The following is a 6,242-nucleotide window of genomic DNA, read 5'->3' on the forward strand; positions in this document are numbered from 1 at the left end:
TAACCAAGCACGTGAAAAAGGCATGCCCTTGAAGGAAGCGACTCTGGAGGCTTGCTCCTTGCGTCTGCGTCCTATCTTTATGACCACATGGTCCACAGTTTTGGGTATGCTGCCCATTGCTTTGGGCATTGGCGAAGGTGCGGAGCTACGTCAATCCATGGGCGTAGTTTTGGTAGGCGGTTTGACTACTTCCACACTGTTGACGTTGGTAGTTGTGCCTTTGATGTACATGCTCTTTGAAGATTGGAAGGCAAAGCATTACGTAGCTAAAGGCGAATAACGAGGTTTACATGAAACAATTAAGTACTCAGGCTTTTGCAGCTTATTTGAACGAGGCGCGGGAGAAAATCCGCGCTTGGATGCCCTTGAGTGTGGATAAACCCATTAACTTTGGACATCAATTCGTTGTACAGCTTGCCAGCTGCAAAGCTACAGTGAACATTTATAATGGTAAAAAAGGCTTGAACCCTGTGTATAGCGGTGACAGCGCCCTTGTAGCCAAACTGCAGGAGGCACTGGGCGGAGGTGCTGCCGCAGATCCTGCTACTCAGCAGGTAGCGGACACGGCTATCGATGGCTTGTACGCAGGTAGCGACGAGTCCGGCAAAGGGGATTTCTTTGGCTCCTTAGTTGTCGCTGCTACGGTGGTGGATGGAACAACTGCTGCTAAACTGCAAGCAGCAGGAGTCAAGGATTGCAAACTCCTTACGGATAAAAAAATTCTGGAATTAGAAGGTATAATTAAGGAAACGGTGGTAGACTTTAGTGTGTTGGAACTTAAACCACCAATCTACAACATGCGTTATGAACAGGTGCTGGCTCAAGGGGGCAAGTTGAACCAACTGCTGGGCTTCGGGCACGTGGCAGCTTTAAGCCAAGTCTTGTCACGGCAGCAGGATTGCCATCAAGCTCTTATTGACCAGTTCACCACTTCCACTGTCAATTTGCGGGAATTGGAACGTCGTTTCCCCGACTGCAGGGTACGCCAGATGCCCAAGGCAGAAAGCAATTTGGCAGTGGCTGCTGCTTCCGTACTGGCACGCGCCCAGTTTTTGCGGACTATGGACGAGCTGGCAGTGCAGGCAGGGGAGGAGGAACTTCCCAAAGGTGGCGGCAGCGCCGCCACGGAATGTGCCCGTCGTTTGGCACGCAAGCTGGGCAAAGAGGCTTTAAGGAGTTTCGTCAAACTCCACTTTGCAAATTATCAGAGGCTGTGATTTTATGAAGAAATTAATTGTCAATGCTGATGATTTCGGTCTGCATACGCTGATCAACCAAGGTATCATCAAAGGCTATCGGGAAGGCTTTATTACTAGCACCTCCTTGATGCCCAGCGCACCTGCTTTTGCAGAAGCGGTGGAGTTGGCGAAGGAAAATCCCGGGTTAGGTATTGGTATCCACCTGACGCTGGTGGGCAGTGTAGCACCTGCGCTGCCTGCTGCCGAAGTCAGCACCTTAGTAGATGCTGACGGACTTTTCCCTGCGGACTACGTGGCTTTCGCTAAACGTTTTTACACGGGCGCTGTCAGCAGTGCGGAACTGGAAGCAGAGTTGCGTGCCCAAATGGAAAAGGCGCTGGCTGCAGGGGTGAACATTACCCATGTGGACAGCCACCAGCATACCCATGTACTTCCTTTTGTAAATGGGCTTGTATTAAAGCTGTGTAATGAGTATAATATTAGGAGAATACGTATCCCCAAGGAAGGTTATACTTTCAGCGGCGGTTTTTCTGCAGGCTTGGGCCGTAAGGTGGGGCGTGCCGGACTCAGCTTCTGCGCCGATATGGCTGCTATGGCGGCCGAGGGCAAGGGCATCAGTCATCCGGACCATTTCTTCGGTATGCTTGCAGGCGGCAATCTTAATGCGGAGCTAGTAGGCAACATCATCCGCAGTCTGCCTGAAGGTGTCAGCGAGATTATGACACATCCCGGACTGGATACGGAATCGTTAAGCAAAGTTTTTACTTGGCATTATCATTGGCGACAGGAATTGGATGCATACCTGTCAGCTACAAATAAAGCTTTGTTAGAGCAAGAGCATGTGGCTTTAACAAATTTCGGTGGTTTGGATTAATGAACAACAAAATTTTGCTGCGGTTGGGACTGCTTTTTAGTTGTGTCCTTATTATTTCCGCGGCAGTCATCTATTTTACTTTTGATATTAGGGCGTTAGATTATCTGACGATGTTTGAGCCCTGCTGCATTTTGCTGGCGTTGGGCTCTTTAGCCGTTGGTTTAACTTTTGACGGACTGCGCCTCATAACTTTGGCTAGTATTACGGAAGAACGCTTAACTATGCGCCAAATCGTTAATGTAGTGCTTAGCAACTACTTTTTGGCGTTGTTTACTCCCGGTGCCAGCGGTGGCGCTATTGCCCAAGTTATGTTTATGCGCAAGGCGGGAGTGCCTGTAGCCAAATCCACAGTGGTGGTTTTAGTGCGTACAGTTATGTCCATCATCTTCCTGATTCTGCTGGTGCCTGTGGTGCTCCACAGTGATCCGGATATTGTGGGCTGGATGCCATCTTCCGTGATTACGGCGGTGTCCGCGGCCTTTGTTTCTCTGCCTATTATCGTTATCTATTTACTGCATACACGCTATCCTGAGAAAATTATTTTCTACTGTACCCGCAAGTTATCCTATACTACGCGTCGTAACTGCATTATTTGGTATCAACAGTTTAAAAACGCTGTTATGGTTATGGGTAAGCATCCTTTAATGGTGCTGCGTGCTTTTGTGGAATCAGGGTTAAGCTTGCTCTTCATCTATGGCACAGTGCCTGCCTTCTTCACAGGACTGAACATTGATTTTGATTTGCTGCAGGTTATGGGGCGTATGGTGCTCTTGAATTTGGTGCTGTATTTTTCTCCTACCCCCGGTGGCAGCGGTATTGCAGAAGCAGGTTTCGTTGTGCTCTTCTCCAATATCCTTCCTGAAGGTGTGGAGGGTATTATGGCGGTACTGTGGCGTTTTGCCGCGGAATATCTGCCCTTTATGTTGGGCGCTGTTGTAACTATTCGCGCTTTTGGCAGTGATGTACTCAATATGGCTTCCGTAAAAAGCAAGACCAAGCAAGGTCGCAACCATTTGCCCAATGGCAAAAACAGTCAGTAAATCCATAGGTAGCTTGATGTCCAAACCTAAGGAGTTGTTAGATATATGAAATTACTTGTTACAGGGGGAGCAGGCTTTATTGGCTCCCACTTGTTACAGCTTTTGGCGCAGCGCCAAGATATAGAGACTGTAGTATATGATAATCTGTCCGCAGGTCGTAAAGAACATGTGCCATCTTCCCTGCGTTTGGTGGTGGGGGATGTGCGTGCGGAATCTTTAGCAGATCTTTTCGCTTCGGAAAAGTTTGATGCAGTCATTCATTTGGCTGCCCAAACCATGGTGCCTTATTCCATTGAGCATCCCAACGTGGACTGCGATGTGAATTTAAAAGGTATCGTTAATGTTTTAGAGTGTTGTCGTCGGTATGATGTCAAAAATATAGCTTTTTCTTCCAGTGCTGCCGTTTATGGTGATAATCTTCATGTTCCTCTACAGGAAACGGAAGCACCGTTACCTACGTCCTTTTATGGTTTGACCAAAATGGCGGGGGAACACTACTTGCGTCTGTACCATGATTTGTTCGGCATCAACGCCACGATTTTGCGTTTTGCCAATGTGTACGGCGAACGTCAGGGAACAGGTGGAGAAGGCGGGGTAGTCAGCATTTTCTGTAAGCTGCTTGCCCAAGGTAAAGGCGTTACTGTCTTTGGCAATGGGGAGCAGACCCGCGACTTTGTGTATGCAGGGGATATTGCCCAAGCATTGCTCAAAGCAGTGCAATTGGATGGCTGTCATGTAATCAACGTGTCCACCTGTAAGGAAACATCTTTAAATGAATTGCTTGCCGCTTTCCGTCAGGCTGTAGGCCATGATTTTCCTGTGGCTTATGGTCCTGCCCGCGAAGGTGACATTTTCCGCAGCGTATTAGCCAATGACCGCTGCCAGGAATATTTGGGCTTTGTGCCTGCTATGGATATTAATGAAGGTGTAAGACGTACTTACGCCGATTATCTGGATAAAATTGCAAAATAAAGCTTTGGGGAGTTAGTTTATGAAGCAGATTGAGAAGAATAGCCTGCTGGTGATTGGCGGGCTGGTACTTTTTACCATTATGTTCGGCATTGGTGGTGTGCCTTTGCTGGACCCGGACGAACCTGTATATGCGGAAACGGCCAGGGAGATGATTGAAACAGGGGATTTTCTTTCTCCTCGCATTTTTGGTCATTACTGGTATGATAAGCCGCCCATGTACTATTGGTTGGTGGCTTTCAGCCAGATGCTCTTTGGCTACACGGAATTTGCTGCGCGTTTCCCTGCTTCTTTAATGGCGTGCGGAACAGTGATGATGCTCTATGTTTCTGTAACTAGAACTTTTAATGAGAAGGCAGGCTTTTGGTCAGCGATTATTCTGACAACCTGCGTCCAGTTTTTCTATATGGGCAAAGCTGCGGTAACGGATACGACGCTGCTTTTCTTTATGACGGGAGCAGTGCTGGCCTTTTCCCATAAGCGCTATTGGCTTATGTACGCATGTATGGCGCTGGCAACGGTTACAAAGGGTCCCATCGGTATCGTCTTTCCCGGTACGATTATCTTCCTGTATCTGCTAATTACAGGTCAGTTGCGGGAGATTTTGCGGATGCACGTGGTTCGCGGTCTGCTGCTGTACTTTTTGATTGCTTCCCCTTGGTATTATGCCATGTATACTGTTCATGGTATGGACTTTATCAATACCTTTCTCGGTTTTCATAATGTGACTAGATTTACCACTCCCGAACATGCTAACCGCGTAACCTTCTGGTACTATTTCCCTGTAGTTATTTTGGGCATGTTCCCTTGGACGGGTATGCTAGTGCAGGCAGTGCGTGCTTCCATTAGTGAAAGCCGTATTGACGATATGCGTCAGCTGCTTCTGTTCCACGTTTGGTGGGTGTTTGTCTTTATTTTCTTCACTATCTGCCAAACTAAGCTTGTTTCCTACATTCTGCCCATGTTCCCACCTTTAGCGGTAATCATTGGTTGGAATATTTCCCGCATGATTGCCAAAATGCGCCACAACACCACTTTCTACAGTTGGATGGGTGGCAGTGGTTTCATGTTCCTACTCTTGGGCATTGGTTGGATGGTAGGCAGCCAATATCTGCCTGAAGCTGCTTTCAGTTTGATTATGTTGGGCGTCATGACTTTGATCTTGGGCGCTGCCGTATGTTTTACCCTATGGTATTATCGTGATATCCAAATGGCTGCGTGGCTCCATGCTTTGATTGGCGTAGTTACCATGTGCGTAGCTTTCGCTTTTGTACTGCCTGTGATTGCGGATCGTTTCAGCGTGAAGACTATGAGCAGTGTTTATGAAGAACAGTGCGATAAGGATGTGCCCATTTACGTGGATAAGTTCCTGCGCCCGGGATTTATGTATTATTCTCGTACAGCAGGTGTGGAAATGATTCCTCAAACCGGTGCGCTGCCGGAAGCATTGCGCAATGGCCAGCACAAGTACATTTTGGTACGTGGATTGGAGTACCGCCGTGTCCAAAAGACTAAGCAGGTGCCTACGAACGTAGAAACTATTAAAGAAATCAGCGATATTTATCTGCTGGAGCAGAAGTAAGATAGAGGTGCGGAATGATTAAGTACAAGAAGAATGGCAAAAAATTAGGCGTGCTGGGAGGATTGGGACCTGCTGCCGCAGCGGAATTCCTGCGTCAGTTGGCAGCTAAATGTCCTGCTTCCATTGACCAAGAACATCCCGTAGTATTTATGATTGGCGACTGCGAAATTCCTGACCGCGGTACAGCGATTTGCGGACAAGGACCTTCTCCGCTGCCCAAGCTGAAGGCAGATTTACTACAGTTGTGCGCTATGGGTGCAGATGTTTTGGCAGTACCCTGCAATACTGCTCATTACTTTATCGACCAATTTGCTGAGGAAATTCCTGTGCCTTTGGTACACATTATCGAAGCAACAGTTTTGGCGACAAAAAAGATTGCGCCTAATGGTGCGTGGATGCTTTCTACTAAAGGTACCCGTGCGTGCGGCTTGTACCAAAAGTACGCGGATCTCCATGGATTGAAGCTGTTTATTCCCAACGAGGAGCAAAGCGATTTGTCCCAAGTGGTTATTAACCATGTTAAGGCCAACGAACTTGCCGAAGCAGGTGCAGTAATGCGCAAGCTGGTGGAAGAATTG

7 protein-coding genes are annotated in these 6,242 nt (G+C 47.8%); all 7 read left to right on the forward strand.

From position 1 onward, the window contains the following. The coding region (locus ACJMM4_RS08205) for an efflux RND transporter permease subunit (protein WP_405383951.1) at positions 1-280 on the forward strand (280 nt) is incomplete at its 5' end. Between the two features lie 10 nt (positions 281-290). Continuing rightward, positions 291-1,217 (forward strand): ribonuclease HIII, encoded by a 927-nt coding sequence (locus ACJMM4_RS08210; protein WP_405383953.1) that lies wholly within the window; start codon positions 291-293, stop codon positions 1,215-1,217. A 4-nt stretch (positions 1,218-1,221) separates the two neighbouring features. Next, positions 1,222-2,073 carry a ChbG/HpnK family deacetylase gene (locus ACJMM4_RS08215; protein ID WP_405383955.1) on the forward strand — a complete coding sequence of 284 codons (852 nt, stop codon included), beginning with the start codon at positions 1,222-1,224 and terminating at the stop codon, positions 2,071-2,073. After that, on the forward strand, positions 2,073-3,113 hold the full coding sequence (locus ACJMM4_RS08220) for a YbhN family protein (protein ID WP_405383957.1): 1,041 nt from the start codon (positions 2,073-2,075) through the stop codon (positions 3,111-3,113). The genes ACJMM4_RS08215 and ACJMM4_RS08220 overlap by 1 nt, the downstream gene beginning before the upstream one ends. A gap of 45 nt (positions 3,114-3,158) precedes the next feature. Continuing rightward, a complete protein-coding gene (locus ACJMM4_RS08225) occupies positions 3,159-4,085 on the forward strand; it encodes an NAD-dependent epimerase/dehydratase family protein (RefSeq protein ID WP_405383959.1) in 927 nt (308 codons plus the stop codon). Positions 4,086-4,104: 19 nt separating this feature from the next. Further along, entirely contained in the window at positions 4,105-5,664 is a 1,560-nt protein-coding gene (locus ACJMM4_RS08230; protein ID WP_405383961.1) for an ArnT family glycosyltransferase, read from the forward strand. Between the two features lie 14 nt (positions 5,665-5,678). Continuing rightward, the coding region (locus ACJMM4_RS08235; protein WP_405383963.1) for an aspartate/glutamate racemase family protein at positions 5,679-6,242 on the forward strand (564 nt) is incomplete at its 3' end.

The sequence above is a fragment of the Phascolarctobacterium sp. genome (assembly GCF_045124115.1).
Taxonomy (GTDB): domain Bacteria; phylum Bacillota; class Negativicutes; order Acidaminococcales; family Acidaminococcaceae; genus Phascolarctobacterium_A.